Origin of the sequence: Enterobacter sp. DC1 (assembly GCF_000568075.1) — a bacterium.
Taxonomy (GTDB): Bacteria; Pseudomonadota; Gammaproteobacteria; order Enterobacterales; family Enterobacteriaceae; genus Enterobacter; species Enterobacter asburiae.
This window is the reverse complement of sequence record NZ_AZUA01000001.1, coordinates 1117842-1132916: the sequence shown is the minus strand read 5'-3', so window position 1 is coordinate 1132916 and position 15075 is coordinate 1117842. Positions and strand designations below refer to the sequence as shown.

Genomic DNA, 15075 nt, shown 5'->3' with positions numbered 1-15075 from the left:
CGGTTTTGTCTTAGCGAGGCGGCAGATTGTTTTGTGTGACGCGGGGCACATTTCACGGGTCATAAGTTTTAGACATTGCGGCGCGTGTCACTGAATGATAAAACCGATATCCACAGTTATAACTTATGGCTTTTAGCGTGGTGAGGGGAAATGGCTCAAGTCTTTAATTTCAGTTCAGGTCCGGCAATGTTACCGGCAGACGTGCTTAAACAGGCTCAACAGGAACTCTGTGACTGGAACGGTCTCGGTACGTCGGTGATGGAAATCAGCCACCGTGGTAAAGAGTTTATTCAGGTGGCGGAAGAGGCAGAAAAGGATTTTCGCGATCTGCTGAATATTCCCTCGAACTACAAAGTATTGTTCTGTCACGGCGGTGGACGCGGCCAGTTTGCAGGCGTTCCGCTGAATATTCTCGGTGACAAAACGACGGCTGACTACGTTGATGCGGGTTACTGGGCGGCAAGCGCCGTTAAAGAAGCGCATAAATACTGCACGCCGAATGTTATCGACGCCAAAGTGACCGTTGACGGTCTGCGCGCCGTGAAGCCAATGAGCGAGTGGCAGCTTTCTGATAACGCAGCGTATCTGCACTACTGCCCGAACGAAACCATTGACGGGATTGCCATCGACGAGACGCCAAACTTCGGCAGCGATGTCGTGGTTGCCGCCGACTTCTCCTCCACCATTCTGTCTGCGCCAATTGATGTCAGCCGCTACGGCGTTATCTATGCGGGCGCGCAGAAAAATATCGGCCCGGCCGGTTTGACTATCGTCGTCGTGCGCGAAGACCTGCTGGGTAAAGCGCATAAATCCTGCCCGTCGATTCTCGATTACACCGTGCTGAACGATAACGATTCGATGTTCAACACTCCACCGACGTTTGCCTGGTATCTCTCCGGCCTGGTCTTCAAATGGCTGAAGCAAAACGGCGGCGTGGCGCAGATGGACAAGGTCAATCAGCAGAAAGCTGAGCTGCTGTACGGCGTGATCGACAAGAGCGATTTCTACCGCAACGATGTGGCGAAAGCGAACCGTTCACGCATGAACGTGCCGTTCCAGCTGGCGGACAGCAGCCTGGACAAAGTGTTCCTGGAAGAGTCCTTCGCGGCAGGTCTGCATGCGCTCAAAGGTCACCGTGTCGTTGGCGGCATGCGCGCCTCCATCTATAACGCGATGCCGCTGGAAGGCGTTAAAGCCCTGACGGATTTCATGATCGACTTCGAACGTCGTCACGGTTAATTTGCTGTTTTTCACCCCCGCAGCGTCCCTGCGGGGTTTTTATTATGTTGAGTTGAGAGTTTAGTTTTCATGGAATCCCTGACGTTACAACCTATCGCGCGGGTAGATGGCACCATTAATCTGCCTGGTTCAAAAAGTGTCTCGAACCGCGCTCTGCTGCTGGCAGCTCTGGCAAACGGCACCACCGTCCTCACAAACCTGCTGGACAGCGATGACGTGCGCCATATGCTCAATGCGCTGAAAGCGTTGGGCGTTCATTACACTCTCTCTGACGATCGTACCCGCTGCGAAGTGACCGGCAACGGCGGCGCGCTGCGTTCGGGCGAAGAGCTTGAACTATTTCTGGGCAACGCGGGTACCGCGATGCGCCCGCTGGCGGCGGCCCTGTGCCTGGGTAGCAACAACATCGTGCTGACCGGCGAGCCGCGCATGAAAGAGCGTCCGATTGGTCACCTGGTGGACGCCCTGCGTCAGGGCGGCGCGCAGATTGAGTATCTGGAGCAGGAAAACTATCCGCCACTGCGTCTGCGCGGCGGTTTTACCGGCGGTCACGTCGAGGTTGACGGCAGCGTTTCCAGCCAGTTCCTGACGGCACTGCTGATGACCGCGCCGCTGGCACCGCAGGATACGGTTATCACCATTAAAGGTGAACTGGTCTCCAAACCGTACATTGATATCACCCTGCACCTGATGAAAACCTTCGGCGTTGAGGTGGAAAACCAGTCTTATCAGCGCTTTGTGGTGCGCGGCGCGCAGCAGTATCAGTCTCCGGGTAACTATCTCGTTGAAGGGGATGCGTCATCCGCGTCCTACTTCCTGGCCGCGGGTGCGATTAAAGGCGGCACGGTAAAAGTGACCGGTATTGGCCGTAACAGCGTACAGGGCGACATCCGTTTTGCGGACGTGCTGGAAAAGATGGGCGCCATTGTCACGTGGGGCGATGACTTCATCTCCTGTACCCACGGCGAGCTGAACGCCATCGACATGGACATGAACCATATTCCGGATGCGGCGATGACCATTGCCACGGCGGCGCTGTTTGCCAAAGGCACCACCACGCTGCGTAACATCTACAACTGGCGCGTAAAAGAGACGGACCGCCTGTTCGCGATGGCGACCGAGCTGCGAAAAGTCGGTGCCGAGGTGGAAGAGGGCGAAGACTACATTCGCGTGACCCCTCCGGCAAAACTGCAGTTTGCGGAAATCGGCACCTACAACGATCACCGCATGGCGATGTGCTTCTCGCTGGTGGCGCTGTCAGACACGCCTGTAACGATTCTTGATCCGAAATGTACCGCGAAAACCTTCCCGGACTACTTCGAACAGCTGGCACGCATTAGCACGCTGGCCTGATAACGTATTGCCGCATCGCCCGATGCGGCATTTCCTTACGCTTCATTACGAACACCTCCGCTCATTTCTTCTACACTCTGCTTCAATCATTCCGTAATTTGCACGCAAAGGTAACAGTTGCGCACGTTGGCGCGTATAATGCGCGGCGTTCATGTAAACGGTATGCCTTATTTAAGGAGAAAAAGATGACGGCAGTTGCCCCGGTAATCACCATTGATGGGCCGAGTGGCGCAGGGAAAGGTACTCTGTGCAAAGCGATGGCGGAAGCATTGCAATGGCATCTTTTAGATTCGGGAGCAATCTATCGCGTGCTGGCGCTGGCCGCGCTGCATCACCATGTGGATGTCGCGTCTGAAGAAGCGCTGGTTCCGCTGGCCGCGCATCTGGATGTGCGTTTCGTATCGACCGATGGCAACCTGGAAGTCATCCTTGAAGGGGAAGACGTGAGCGGCGAAATCCGTACGCAGGAAGTGGCTAATGCGGCCTCTCAGGTCGCGGCGTTCCCGCGCGTTCGCGAGGCGCTGCTGCGTCGTCAGCGCGCGTTCCGTGAAGCACCGGGGCTGATCGCTGACGGACGCGATATGGGAACCGTGGTATTCCCTGATGCGCCAGTGAAAATTTTCCTTGATGCCTCTTCGGAAGAACGTGCTCAACGCCGCATGCTTCAGTTGCAGGATAAGGGGTTTAGTGTTAACTTTGATCGCCTTTTATCCGAGATAAAAGAGCGCGATGACCGCGATCGTAACCGCGCCGTCGCCCCACTTGTTCCTGCAGAAGATGCATTAGTTCTGGATTCAACCAGTTTAACTATTGAGCAAGTGATTGAAAAAGCGCTACAATATGCGCGCCAAAAACTGGCACTCGCGTAATCGCGACCGATTTAGTAGTACCCCCGCTGCAATGGATTGACGGCGGGTATGTGAAACAACCCCATCCGGCACGGAGCCAGGTGGACGTTAATATTAACCTGAAGATTAAACATGACTGAATCTTTTGCTCAACTGTTTGAAGAATCCTTAAAAACAATCGAAACCCGCCCGGGTTCCATCGTTCGCGGTGTTGTTGTTGCTATCGACAAAGACGTAGTACTGGTTGACGCCGGTCTGAAATCTGAGTCCGCCATTCCGGCAGAGCAGTTCAAAAACGCCCAGGGCGAGCTGGAAATCCAGGTAGGTGACGAAGTTGACGTTGCTCTGGACGCAGTAGAAGACGGCTTCGGTGAAACCCTGCTTTCTCGTGAGAAAGCTAAACGTCACGAAGCATGGATCACGCTGGAAAAAGCTTACGAAGAAGCTGAAACTGTGGTCGGTGTTATCAACGGCAAAGTTAAAGGTGGCTTCACTGTTGAGCTGAATGGTATTCGTGCGTTCCTGCCAGGTTCTCTGGTAGACGTTCGTCCAGTTCGTGACACTCTGCACCTGGAAGGCAAAGAGCTTGAGTTCAAAGTAATCAAGCTGGACCAGAAGCGTAACAACGTTGTTGTTTCCCGTCGTGCCGTTATCGAATCCGAAAACAGCGCAGAACGCGATCAGCTGCTGGAAAACCTGCAGGAAGGCATGGAAGTCAAAGGTATCGTTAAGAACCTCACTGACTACGGCGCATTCGTTGACCTGGGCGGCGTTGATGGCCTGCTGCACATCACCGACATGGCGTGGAAACGCGTTAAGCACCCAAGCGAAATCGTGAACGTGGGCGACGAAATCACTGTTAAAGTGCTGAAGTTCGACCGCGAGCGTACTCGTGTATCCCTCGGCCTGAAACAGCTGGGCGAAGATCCATGGGTAGCTATCGCTAAGCGTTACCCAGAAGGTACTAAACTGACTGGTCGCGTAACCAACCTGACTGACTACGGCTGCTTCGTTGAAATCGAAGAAGGCGTTGAAGGTCTGGTACACGTTTCCGAAATGGACTGGACCAACAAAAACATCCACCCATCCAAAGTTGTTAACGTTGGTGATGTAGTGGAAGTAATGGTTCTGGATATCGACGAAGAACGTCGTCGTATCTCCCTGGGCCTGAAACAGTGCAAAAACAACCCATGGCAGCAGTTCGCGGAAACCCACAACAAGGGTGACCGTGTTGAAGGTAAAATCAAGTCTATCACTGACTTCGGTATCTTCATCGGCCTGGACGGCGGCATCGATGGCCTGGTTCACCTGTCTGACATCTCCTGGAACGTTGCAGGCGAAGAAGCAGTTCGTGAATACAAAAAAGGCGACGAAATCGCTGCAGTTGTTCTGCAGGTTGACGCAGAGCGTGAGCGTATCTCCCTGGGCGTTAAACAGCTCGCAGAAGATCCGTTCAACAACTGGGTTGCACTGAACAAGAAAGGCGCAATCGTAAACGGTAAAGTGACTGCAGTTGACGCTAAAGGCGCAACCGTAGAACTGGCTGACGGCGTTGAAGGTTACCTGCGCGCTTCTGAAGCTTCACGTGACCGCGTTGAAGATGCCACTCTGGTTCTGAACGTAGGCGACGACGTTGAAGCTAAGTTCACCGGTGTTGACCGTAAGAACCGTGCAATCAGCCTGTCTGTTCGTGCTAAAGACGAAGCTGATGAGAAAGATGCAATCGCAACTGTTAACAAACAGGAAGATGCAAACTTCTCTAACAACGCAATGGCTGAAGCTTTCAAAGCAGCTAAAGGCGAGTAATATCAGGTTCTCAGCATCATTTGCGCTGTAACGCATTTACAGCGTGAAGGATGAGGAGCAAACTTGACAGATTGCAGGATTCGTCCTGTAATCAATAACAAAGGGCGGCTACGGCCGCCCTTGTTTAATGAGCTGTTCAGCTAAATGGTTTGAAAGGAACCGGAGGAATCATGACCAAGTCAGAATTGATTGAAAGACTTGCCAGTCAGCAACCGCATATCCCTGCCAAGGCAGTGGAAGATGCCGTAAAAGAGATGCTGGAGCATATGGCCTCCACTCTTGCCCAGGGCGAGCGCATTGAAATCCGCGGTTTCGGTAGTTTTTCTCTGCACTATCGTGCTCCACGTACCGGGCGTAACCCGAAAACTGGCGATAAAGTCGAGCTGGAAGGTAAGTACGTTCCACACTTTAAGCCGGGTAAAGAACTGCGCGATCGCGCCAATATTTACGGCAACTGAGTTTAGCCAGCCGGTTAAACTGGGTTCGAAAGAAAGCACCTGCGGGTGCTTTTTTTGTCTCTGTCGCTTTCATTCTGAAGGTGCCCCGCATTTTCCGTTTCGTTTTCTGCAAGCCGATAAAAACAGCACAGCGCGCGCTGTAAAACGCATTCTTCCCATCTGACAATTCGCTCTGCCTGCTTACATACTGCCCCTCTGATACAGGGAGGTAGCAATGGGAATTCCCGCTCTTAGCGTCTGCGTCATTCTGGCAATAGCCCCGTTACTCTGGTTACCTGAACTGCCATCACGTCATACCGTGTGGATAATGATTGTTGGCGGGGTCGTGCTGGCCGCACGGCGAAACGTACAACTGAAGTATGCGGGTATCACGCTGTTATGTTGCGTGTGGGGTATTCTGGCTGCGAAGGAGAGCGTCTGGCCGATGCAGCATTTAACCACGGGGGCTGTGCAGGCTGAGGTGGAGATCACCGCCACAGATGGCGCAACTCAGCATCAGGGAAACATTCTCAGCGTCGATGGCCAGCGCTGGTGGGCTTCAACCGGCGTAACGCTGTATGGCAATTATCTGCTACAGAAAGCGTGTGCCGGTCAGCGCTGGAGCATGACGCTCAGGCTCAGGCCTGCCCACGGCGAACTGAACGACGGCGGATATGATTCTCAGCGCAGCGCTTTTGCCCGGCACCAAACGCTGAGCGGGCGCTTCACCCGTGCTGAACTCGTTGATGGACGCTGCAGCCTGCGAGCGCAATACCTGATGTCACTGCAAAACCGACTTTCGGCTTACCGATGGGGGGCGGTTATCCTCGGACTGGGAATGGGTGAACGTCTGGATGTGCCCCGGGAAATAAAAGACCTGATGCGTGAAACCGGGACGCTGCATCTGATGGCGATTTCGGGACTGCATATCGCGCTGGCGGCATCCCTCGCATGGTTACTCGCGCGTGGGCTTCAGTTTTTATTACCCAGCCACCGGATCCACTGGCAAATGCCTCTCCTGGCCGGGTTATGCTTTGCCGCTTTCTACGCCTGGCTTACCGGTCTGCAGCCTCCTGCGCTACGAACGGTCATTGCGCTTGCTGTGCTTGCAATGTTGCGGATCGCTGCCCGGCAATGGTCTCCCTGGCAGGTATGGGTATGCTGTATCGCGGCGATCCTGATAAGCGATCCCTTAGCCATACTCTCGCAGAGTCTGCTCTTGTCTGCATTTGCTGTCGCCGCGCTGATTTTCTGGTTTCAGTGGCTGCCTCTTCCTGGTTGGCACCGGGCACGACGAATACGGCCGCTGCTGAACCTGATCTATCTGCAGGTCGGCATGCTGATGCTGCTGATGCCGCTACAGGTTCTGATTTTCCACGGCTTCAGCATCTCCTCCCTGGTCGCAAATCTCTTTGCCGTTCCCCTGGTGACGTTTGTCTCCGTGCCGCTGATCCTGCTCGGCATGCTCCTTCACCTGTTACCGCTGGCGGCACCGGAAAGCGTCGTCTGGTTCGCAGCCAATAAGTCACTTGCGGGGCTGTTCTGGCTCCTCATGCGCCTGCCTGACGGCTGGCAGAATGTCGACCAACGCTGGCAGTACATGACATTACTGCCCTGGCTTATCATCATCGGCTGGCGCTTTCGTGCCTGGAAAACCCTTCCTGCCGTTTGTCTTGCAGGAAGTGTTTTACTCACATTTCCTCTCTGGAGAACGGAAAAAAACGAGAGCTGGACGCTGCATATGCTGGATGTAGGGCAGGGGCTGGCGATGGTTGTTGAACGGCAGGGGAAAGCCATTCTCTATGATACCGGGCTTGCCTGGCCGGGCGGGGATAGCGCGCAGCGGTTAATTATCCCCTGGCTTCGCTGGCATCACCTGCGTCCTGAAGGCGTTATTCTCAGTCATGAACACCTCGACCATGCGGGAGGACTCGCATCGTTGCAAAAAGCGTGGCCGGACGTATGGGTAAGAAGCCCATTGCGCCAGGCGGGACATCGGCCCTGTTTTCGCGGGCAGAGATGGAAATGGCAGGGACTCTCCTTAACCGTCCACTGGCCCCCCGAAAATTACCCGGCTCAGGGAAATAACCGTTCCTGCGTGGTAAAGGTGGACGACGGCGAGCAGAGTGTGCTGCTAACAGGGGACATTGAAGCGCAAGCGGAACAGGCTATGCTTAGCCATTACTGGCGTTATCTGACGTCCACGCTCATACAGGTGCCCCATCATGGCAGCAATACTTCGTCTTCATTGCCGCTGGTGCAGCGGGTGGAAGGTCAGATCGCCCTGGATTCCGCGGCCCGCTATAACGCATGGCGATTCCCGTCGGCCAAAGTTGTTCGACGCTATCGAAAAGAGGGGTACATCTGGCACGATACCCCCCATTCTGGACAAATATCGGTGACATTCTCGCAACATCACTGGCAAATGCGGCGCTTGCGAGAGCAATTTTTACCCGTTTGGTATCATCAGTGGTTTGGCGAGCCCGTCGATAACGGGTAGAATATGCGGCTATTTCAACGAATGCTGGTTTTTTGAATGCATAACGACAAAGATCTCTCCACGTGGCAAACCTTCCGCCGACTCTGGCCGATGATTGCACCCTTTAAAGCAGGCCTGATCGTGGCGGGTGTAGCGTTAATCCTCAACGCAGCCAGCGATACTTTTATGTTATCGCTCCTCAAACCGTTACTGGACGACGGTTTTGGTAAAACGGATCGCTCAGTGTTGCTATGGATGCCTCTGGTGGTTATCGGACTGATGATCTTACGCGGTATCACCAGCTATATCTCAAGCTACTGTATTTCCTGGGTATCAGGGAAAGTGGTGATGACCATGCGCCGTCGCCTGTTCAGCCATATGATGGGCATGCCGGTCTCGTTCTTTGACAAGCAGTCTACCGGGACGCTGCTGTCCCGTATTACCTACGACTCAGAGCAGGTTGCCTCCTCGTCCTCAAGCGCGCTGATCACCGTTGTGCGTGAGGGTGCGTCAATCATTGGCTTGTTCGCGATGATGTTCTACTACAGCTGGCAGCTGTCGATCATCCTTATCGTTCTGGCGCCGATAGTTTCTATTGCCATCCGCGTCGTCTCAAAACGCTTCCGCAATATCAGTAAGACGATGCAGAACACGATGGGGCAGGTGACGACCAGCGCGGAACAGATGCTGAAAGGGCATAAAGAAGTTCTGATTTTTGGCGGTCAGGACGTCGAAACCAAACGCTTCGATAAAGTCAGCAACAAAATGCGTCTTCAGGGGATGAAAATGGTCTCGGCCTCTTCCATCTCTGATCCGATTATTCAGCTGATTGCCTCCCTGGCACTGGCGTTCGTCCTGTATGCCGCAAGCTTCCCGAGCGTCATGGAGACGCTGACGGCGGGTACCATTACCGTGGTCTTCTCCTCGATGATCGCCCTGATGCGTCCGCTGAAGTCATTGACTAACGTGAACGCCCAGTTCCAGCGCGGGATGGCCGCCTGTCAGACGCTGTTCAGCATTCTCGATTCCGAACAGGAAAAAGACGAAGGTACACGCGAGATTGAGCGCGCCCGCGGCGACGTTGAGTTCCGCAATGTCACTTTCGCCTATCCTGGACGTGAAACGCCAGCCCTGCGTAATATCAACCTGTCCATTCCGGCGGGTAAAACCGTTGCGCTGGTGGGCCGCTCAGGCTCGGGTAAATCGACTATTGCCAGCCTGATGACCCGTTTCTACGACATTAACGAAGGTGAGATCCTGTTAGACGGTCATGACCTGCGGGAGTATACCCTGCAGTCGCTGCGTAACCAGGTGGCGCTGGTCTCCCAGAACGTGCACCTGTTCAACGATACTGTGGCTAACAACATTGCGTATGCGCGCACGGAGGAGTACAGCCGCGAGCAGATTGAGAACGCCGCGCGTATGGCCTACGCGATGGACTTTATCAACAAGATGGATAACGGTCTGGATACGATAATCGGTGAGAATGGGGTACTGCTCTCCGGCGGTCAGCGTCAGCGTATCGCCATTGCGCGTGCGCTGCTGCGCGACAGCCCGATTCTGATTCTCGACGAAGCGACCTCTGCGCTGGATACGGAATCTGAACGCGCTATTCAATCTGCGCTGGATGAACTGCAAAAGAACCGTACCTCGCTGGTGATTGCGCACCGTCTGTCGACTATCGAGCAGGCTGATGAAATCGTCGTGGTTGAGGATGGCGTCATTGTTGAACGCGGAAGCCATGCCGATTTGCTGGAACACCGCGGCGTTTACGCCCAGCTTCATAAGATGCAGTTTGGCCAACAATGATTGCACGCATCTGGTCCGGTGAATCCCCGCTGTGGCTGCTGCTTTTGCCGCTCTCCTGGCTATATGGCCTGGTGAGCGGCGCTATCCGTCTGCTATACCGCCTGGGGCTGAAGCGTGCCTGGCGCGCGCCGGTTCCGGTTGTGGTTGTCGGTAATCTTACGGCGGGTGGCAATGGTAAAACGCCGGTGGTGATCTGGCTGGTGGAGCAATTGCAAAAACGCGGTATCCGCCCGGGGGTGGTATCGCGCGGATATGGTGGTAAAGCGGCGCGTTATCCGCTGCTGCTGACGGCGGAAACCACGACCGCCGAAGCGGGTGATGAACCGGTATTGATTTTCCAGCGTACCGGCGCACCGGTTGCGGTTTCCCCGGTGCGCAGCGACGCCGTGCAGGCACTGCTTGCCGAACATGCGGTACAAATCATTATCACTGACGATGGCCTGCAGCATTACGCCCTGGCGCGTGATAAAGAGATTGTGGTTATCGACGGCGTTCGCCGTTTCGGTAACGGCTGGTGGCTGCCGGCCGGACCAATGCGCGAACGCGCTTCGCGTCTTAAGTCCGTTGATGCGGTGATTGTGAACGGCGGTGAGGCAAAAGCGGGTGAAATCCCGATGCACCTGCAGCCGGGTCTGGCGGTCAACCTGGTGACGGGAGAACGCCGGTCGGTTGCTGAGCTGTCTCCACTGGTGGCGATGGCGGGGATTGGTCATCCGCCGCGCTTCTTCGCGACGCTGGAACAGTGTGGTGCCCGGCTTGAAAAACGCGTTCCGCTGGCCGACCATCAGGCGCTGGTGGAAGGGCAGGTAGACGCCCTGACCATACCCGGGCAGTCTCTGATCATGACCGAAAAAGATGCGGTGAAATGCCGTGCCTTTGCGAAAGATAACTGGTGGTATCTGCCGGTTGACGCTGAACTCAGCGGCGAGCAGCCGGAACACTTGCTCCAGGAACTGATTGCGTTGGTGCAGTAAAGGCTTACGCGGTTCTGGTGGCGCTTTGACTGACAGGAAAACGCATGTCTTTACCGCAACTCTCGCTTTCAGCCGCACGTCATTTACACCTTGCCGCGCAGGGGCTGCTTAAAAAGCCCCGCCGCCGCGCGCAGCCTGCCGATATTCTCTCTACCGTCCAGCGCATGTCGCTGCTTCAAATCGACACCATTAACATTGTGGCCCGTAGCCCTTACCTGGTCCTGTTTAGCCGCCTGGGAAATTATCCTTCGCAGTGGCTGGATGAGGCGCTCAGCAAGGGGGAGTTAATGGAGTACTGGGCGCACGAAGCCTGCTTCCTGCCCCGCAGCGATTTTGCCCTGGTTCGCCACCGCATGCTTGCCCCTGAAAAGATGGGCTGGAAATACCGTCAGGCGTGGATGCTGGAACATGCGGCTGAAATTGAGCAGCTTATCGCGCATATTCAGGAAAACGGTCCCGTACGCTCCGCCGATTTTGAACACCCGCGCAAAGGCACCAGCGGCTGGTGGGAGTGGAAGCCGCATAAACGTCATCTCGAAGGGCTGTTTACCTCTGGCAAAGTCATGGTGATTGAGCGGCGTAATTTTCAGCGCGTCTACGACCTGACGCATCGCGTGATGCCGCACTGGGACGACGAGCGTGACCTGCTTACCCAGGAGGCGGCCGAGGCCATCATGCTGGAGAGCAGCGCCCGCAGCCTGGGGATTTTCCGCCCGCAATGGCTGGCTGATTATTATCGCCTTCGCCAGCCCGCGCTGAAACCGCTGCTGGACATATGGCAACGCGAACAGCGCGTCATCCCCGTCACGGTGGAAACGCTGGGCGAAATGTGGCTGCATGAGGATCTCCTCCCGCTACTGCCTCTGGCCCAGGAGGGGAAACTTCAGGCAACCCATAGTGCGGTGCTGTCGCCTTTCGACCCGGTCGTCTGGGACAGAAAACGCGCCGAGCAGCTGTTCGATTTTAGCTACCGGCTGGAATGTTATACCCCGGCCCCAAAGCGCCAGTATGGTTACTTTGTTCTCCCGCTGCTGCATAAGGGGCAACTGGTCGGGCGCATGGACGCCAAAATGCACCGCAAAACCGGCACGCTTGAAATCATTGCGCTTTATCTGGAAGAGGGCGTCAGGGTGACGGCGAGCCTGGAAAAAGGCTTAACGTTCGCCATTAGCGAATTCGCGCGCTGGCAGGGCGCCCGCGACGTGACGCTGGGCCGGGTACCTGACGGGCTGTTTACATCCTGTCGAAGTGGCTGGGAAACAGGCACTCCCTGAAAAGGGAATGTGTTAAGCTTTAGCGATTACCCATACGGAGGAACTATGGATCACCGTTTACTTGAAATTATTGCCTGCCCGGTATGCAACGGCAAACTCTACTACAGCCAGGACAAACAAGAGCTGATCTGCAAGCTGGACAGCCTGGCTTTCCCTCTGCGTGACGGCATTCCGGTACTGCTGGAAAATGAAGCTCGTTCCCTGGTGGCAGAAGAGAGCAAACCATGAGTTTTGTTGTCATTATTCCTGCGCGTTATGCCTCAACGCGTCTGCCGGGTAAACCGCTGGTGGATATCAACGGCAAGCCGATGATTGTGCATGTTCTTGAGCGTGCGCGTGAATCGGGTGCCGATCGCGTGATTGTTGCTACCGATCATCCTGACGTCGCCCGTGCGGTTGAGGCGGCAGGCGGTGAGGTATGCATGACCCGCGCCGATCACCAGTCCGGCACCGAGCGTCTGGCGGAAGTGGTTGAGAAATGTGGTTTCAGTGATGATACGGTCATCGTTAACGTGCAGGGTGACGAGCCGATGATCCCGGCGGTGATTATCCGTCAGGTGGCAGAAAACCTGGCTCAGCGTCAGGTCGGTATGGCGACGCTCGCGGTGCCTATTCACCACGCTGAAGAGGCATTCAATCCGAATGCGGTGAAAGTGGTCATGGATGCCGAAGGCTATGCGCTCTATTTCTCACGCGCCACCATCCCGTGGGATCGCGATCGCTTTGCGCTCTCTAAAGAGACCATCGGTGATACCTTCCTGCGTCATATTGGGATCTACGGCTATCGGGCCGGTTTTATTCGTCGATATGTTACCTGGGCGCCGAGCCCGCTGGAGCATATCGAAATGCTGGAGCAGCTTCGCGTGCTCTGGTATGGCGAAAAAATTCACGTTGCCGTTGCCAGCGAAGTGCCTGGAACGGGCGTTGATACGCCGGAAGATCTTGAGCGCGTTCGCGCCGAGCTGCGCTAATACCGCCTGCATCCCTCCTTTCGGGGGGATGTCCTCTCCCCGTTAATTCCCCTTTCTTTTTCCTAATTGATCTCTTCCGGGTGACATCTTCGTTCAGGACGCTCATTATAAAAGCAGTAGTCTTAATGGGGGTAATCTCATATGGAACAGCTGCGTGCCGAACTTAGCCATCTGCTGGGTGAGAAATTAAGCCGGGTCGAATGCGTGAGTGAAAAGGCCGATACCGCGCTTTGGTCGTTGTATGACGGTCAGGGCAACCCTATGCCGCTGATGGCCAGAAGTTTCACCTCGCCGGGCGTTGCCAGGCAGCTTGCATGGAAAATGTCGATGCTGGCGCGGGAGGGTACCGTCCGGATGCCGACGGTGTATGGCGTGATGACCCACGAGGAACACCCCGGCCCGGACGTGCTGCTGATTGAGCGCCTGCGCGGCGTGCCAGTTGAAGCGCCCGCGCGCACGCCGGAACGCTGGGAACAGTTAAAAGACCAGATTGTCGAGGCGCTGCTGGCCTGGCACCGTCAGGATAGCCGCGGGCTTGTCGGTCCGGTCGACAGCACTCAGGAAAACCTGTGGCCGCTGTGGTATCGCCAGCGGGTGGAAGTGCTGTGGGGAACGCTTAACCAGTTCAACAATACCGGTTTAACCATGCAGGATAAGCGTATTCTGTTTCGCACCCGCGAGTGCCTGCCGGCGCTGTTCGACGGTTTTAATGACAACTGCGTGCTGATCCACGGTAATTTCACCCTGCGCAGCATGCTAAAAGACTCCCGCAGCGATCAGCTTCTGGCGATGTTGGGGCCGGGGATCATGCTCTGGGCTCCGCGCGAATACGAGCTGTTCAGGCTCAGCGACAGCGGGGCGGCGGAAGGTTTGCTGTGGCACTACCTTCAACGCGCGCCCGTTGCAGAAGCGTTTCTCTGGCGGCGCTGGCTTTATCTGCTCTGGGACGAAGTCGCGCAGCTGGTGAATACCGGACGTTTTAATCGCGCAAACTTCGATCTGGCAACAAAATCACTCCTGCCCTGGCTCGCCTGACGATCCTTTCAGCCACTGCCAGAGGCGTCCGAGCGTCTCATAACCGACGCGATCGCTATGCATCAGCCACGCCGGGGAGGGGATCGCCCGTTCCCACGGGTTGAGCGGCGCGTCGATAGCCATCTGGTTTGCCGGCGCGGGAAGCGGGTGCAGGCCTTGCTTCTCAAAGAAAATCATCGCGCGCGGCAGGTGTGAGGCGGAGGTCACCAGCAAGAACGGGACATCGCCAATCGCCTGCTTCACTGCGGCAGCCTCTTCTTCGGTATCTTTTGGGCTGTCCAGGGTGATAATCGAGGAACGCGGCACGCCGAGTGATTCTGCGACCCTGGCGCCTGCCTCAGCCGTACTCACCGGGTTCGTTTTGGCCGCCGCGCCGGTGAAGATCATTTTTGATCCCGGATTTGCAAGCCAGAGGCGAATGCCTTCGTTTAGCCGTGGCAGGCTGTTGTTGATCAGGTTTGAACTGGGGGCCCAGTCAGGATCCCAGGTATATCCGCCGCCCAGCACCACGATGTACGCCACTTTCTGATTTCCCTGCCATGTTGGGTACTTGTTTTCGATGGGACGTAACAGACCATCCGCGACCGGCTGCAGGCTTAACAGCAGCAGGACAAACCAGCCGAGCGTAATAAGCGTTTTGCCACTCTTCTGAAAGCGACTGAACCACACCAGCGCCAGCCCCAGCGCGATGATGATGAGCAGCAGCGGAAGGGGAAGCATCATCCCTCCAATGTATTTCTTAAGGGTAAAAAGCATCCTTTTTGGTTCCTTTTTTGACCATATAGCAGGTGATTACCCGTGATATTACACCAGAGAGGTTCATTCTCCGCGCGGGTGTGACAAAATAGCG

At 55.7% G+C, this 15075-nt stretch carries 13 protein-coding genes; 12 read left to right on the top strand and 1 reads right to left on the bottom strand.

Going from position 1 to position 15075, the window contains the following annotated elements:
- Positions 1–150: 150 nt before the first annotated feature.
- From serC to P346_RS16070, 12 genes are all read left to right on the top strand, one after another.
- On the top strand, positions 151–1239 hold the full coding sequence (gene serC / locus P346_RS16015; RefSeq protein ID WP_029739497.1) for a 3-phosphoserine/phosphohydroxythreonine transaminase: 1089 nt from the start codon (positions 151–153) through the stop codon (positions 1237–1239).
- A gap of 69 nt (positions 1240–1308) precedes the next feature.
- Positions 1309–2592 (top strand): 3-phosphoshikimate 1-carboxyvinyltransferase, encoded by a 1284-nt coding sequence (aroA, locus tag P346_RS16020; protein WP_032658201.1) that lies wholly within the window; start codon positions 1309–1311, stop codon positions 2590–2592.
- A gap of 185 nt (positions 2593–2777) precedes the next feature.
- On the top strand, positions 2778–3461 hold the full coding sequence (gene cmk / locus P346_RS16025; RefSeq protein ID WP_032658199.1) for a (d)CMP kinase: 684 nt from the start codon (positions 2778–2780) through the stop codon (positions 3459–3461).
- Positions 3462–3572: 111 nt separating this feature from the next.
- Entirely contained in the window at positions 3573–5246 is a 1674-nt protein-coding gene (rpsA, locus tag P346_RS16030) for a 30S ribosomal protein S1 (RefSeq protein WP_014169387.1), read from the top strand.
- Between the two features lie 170 nt (positions 5247–5416).
- Positions 5417–5704 (top strand): integration host factor subunit beta, encoded by a 288-nt coding sequence (gene ihfB / locus P346_RS16035; protein ID WP_008499965.1) that lies wholly within the window; start codon positions 5417–5419, stop codon positions 5702–5704.
- A 214-nt stretch (positions 5705–5918) separates the two neighbouring features.
- Complete coding sequence (locus tag P346_RS16040) at positions 5919–8183, top strand: ComEC family protein (protein ID WP_032658198.1); 2265 nt, start codon at positions 5919–5921, stop codon at positions 8181–8183.
- A gap of 36 nt (positions 8184–8219) precedes the next feature.
- The gene (gene msbA / locus P346_RS16045; RefSeq protein ID WP_032658196.1) at positions 8220–9971 is read left to right on the top strand and encodes a lipid A ABC transporter ATP-binding protein/permease MsbA; all 1752 of its coding nucleotides are present in this window, start codon (positions 8220–8222) and stop codon (positions 9969–9971) included.
- Positions 9968–10945, top strand: a complete 978-nt coding sequence (lpxK, locus tag P346_RS16050; protein WP_032658195.1) for a tetraacyldisaccharide 4'-kinase — start codon at positions 9968–9970, stop codon at positions 10943–10945. The genes msbA and lpxK overlap by 4 nt, the downstream gene beginning before the upstream one ends.
- A 44-nt stretch (positions 10946–10989) precedes the next feature.
- Positions 10990–12219 carry a winged helix-turn-helix domain-containing protein gene (locus tag P346_RS16055; RefSeq protein ID WP_032658194.1) on the top strand — a complete coding sequence of 410 codons (1230 nt, stop codon included), beginning with the start codon at positions 10990–10992 and terminating at the stop codon, positions 12217–12219.
- A gap of 45 nt (positions 12220–12264) precedes the next feature.
- Positions 12265–12447, top strand: a complete 183-nt coding sequence (gene ycaR / locus P346_RS16060) for a protein YcaR (protein WP_006174474.1) — start codon at positions 12265–12267, stop codon at positions 12445–12447.
- The gene (gene kdsB, locus P346_RS16065) at positions 12444–13190 is read left to right on the top strand and encodes a 3-deoxy-manno-octulosonate cytidylyltransferase (RefSeq protein WP_023311001.1); all 747 of its coding nucleotides are present in this window, start codon (positions 12444–12446) and stop codon (positions 13188–13190) included. The genes ycaR and kdsB overlap by 4 nt, the downstream gene beginning before the upstream one ends.
- Positions 13191–13331: 141 nt before the next feature.
- Entirely contained in the window at positions 13332–14225 is an 894-nt protein-coding gene (locus P346_RS16070) for a YcbJ family phosphotransferase (RefSeq protein WP_032658192.1), read from the top strand.
- On the opposite strand, the gene elyC is transcribed toward P346_RS16070, so the two are convergent.
- Positions 14202–14981: an envelope biogenesis factor ElyC gene (elyC, locus tag P346_RS16075; protein ID WP_032658191.1), complete on the bottom strand. Its 780-nt coding sequence runs from the start codon at positions 14979–14981 to the stop codon at positions 14202–14204. The genes P346_RS16070 and elyC overlap by 24 nt on opposite strands.
- Positions 14982–15075 lie beyond the last annotated feature (94 nt).